This window comes from Megasphaera cerevisiae DSM 20462 (genome assembly GCF_001045675.1).
Taxonomy (GTDB): Bacteria; Bacillota; Negativicutes; order Veillonellales; family Megasphaeraceae; genus Megasphaera; species Megasphaera cerevisiae.
Genome location: NZ_LEKT01000117.1, coordinates 1 through 1365 on the forward strand (window position 1 = coordinate 1; position 1365 = coordinate 1365).

1 protein-coding gene is annotated in these 1365 nt (G+C 45.1%); it reads right to left on the reverse strand.

The annotated features are described in order from the left end of the window. Positions 1 to 30: 30 nt before the first annotated feature. Positions 31 to 1272: an IS256 family transposase gene (locus tag AB840_RS15245; RefSeq protein WP_048515666.1), complete on the reverse strand. Its 1242-nt coding sequence runs from the start codon at positions 1270 to 1272 to the stop codon at positions 31 to 33. Positions 1273 to 1365 lie beyond the last annotated feature (93 nt).

Genomic DNA, 1365 nt, shown 5'->3' on the forward strand with positions numbered 1-1365 from the left:
GGGATTGTCAAGTAAAGTGTGTAAATTACTTTAAATTGAAACCTGATATTTTCGTACCATGGTGCCAATCCGTTCGTCAATAACCAGCTGATTCATCACTATGGCCCAATTGCGAATGGAGTGACCGTGCCATTTTTGATAAAGTTCCTTAATCCGTAAATAAAACACCTTAAAAACGGCTGTTTCATTGCTGAAAGCGCCCTGTTTTGTGACCTTGCGGAAACTTGAGTTGACGCTCTCTATGGCATTGGTCGTGTACATGACCCGACGCACATCGCTGCCATAATTAAAAAGCTGTTCCACGTGCCGAAAATTGTCTTTCCACACGCGGATGGCACCGGGATACTTGGTCCACACATCACAGAACCGTTCAAATTCAACCTGTGCTCCTTTCAGGTTGATTGCCCCATAGATTTTTCTCAGCTGTGCCGTAAAGGCTTTGTAATCCTTACTGGGCACGTATTTCAGAGAGTTGCGGATTAGATGTACCATACAGCGCTGCACCACAACATTCTTGAATATAGCTTTAGCACCATCTTCAAGACCACTGACACCGTCCATTGAAATAAAACCGATGTCCTGGACACCGCGTGATTTTATTTCATCGAATATCTGCATCCAGCGATGTTTGCTTTCTGTATCTCCCATCCATAAGCCCAGAACATCTTTCCCACCGTTTAGATCGTACCCCAGGATAACGTACACCGCCTGGTCAGAAACACCCTGCTCGGTACGCATAGAAACGTATATGCAATCCACAAAAATAAATGGATAAAAAGCTTTCAGCGGTCGGTTCTGCCACTCATTCAATTCATCTAAGACACAATCGGTAATGTTAGAAATCTGTCCTGCTGACAGTTTGAATCCATAGATGTCATCGATCGTTGACGAGATGTCACGCTGGCTCATGCCACGGGCATACATGGCAAGCACTTTACCCTCCATCGAGGAAACATCGGTCTGCCGCTTTGGCACGACCTGCGGTTCAAAAGAACCCTCTCGATCACGAGGAACATCAATCGGGACTTCACCTGCGGATGTTTTGAGGGTCTTATGGTTGTAGCCGTTACGGCGATTGGTTGTTTCCTTTTCGCCACGTTCATTGTTGTCATAGCCGAGATGATTTTCCATTTCACCATTCAGCATGGCCTCAAACATAGGCCCGAAAACATCTTTAAGAGCGTTTTGCATATCTTCCACGGTCTTTGGCTTATATTCACTGATAATGGCTTTAGCAAGGGATTCACCCCGTGTGGGCTGTTTCTTTGACATAAAATTATTACCTCCGCATGTGTTTGACATCCCCGAGGGGGAGTATCGTTTAATCTGTTGCTGACTTACTTACACAGTTTATTATACACTCCC

Excerpts from the sequence above, each read along its gene's own strand:
- AB840_RS15245 (WP_048515666.1), bottom strand. The coding sequence starts at position 1,272 with ATGTCAAAGAAACAGCCCACACGGGGTGAATCCCTTGCTAAAGCCATT.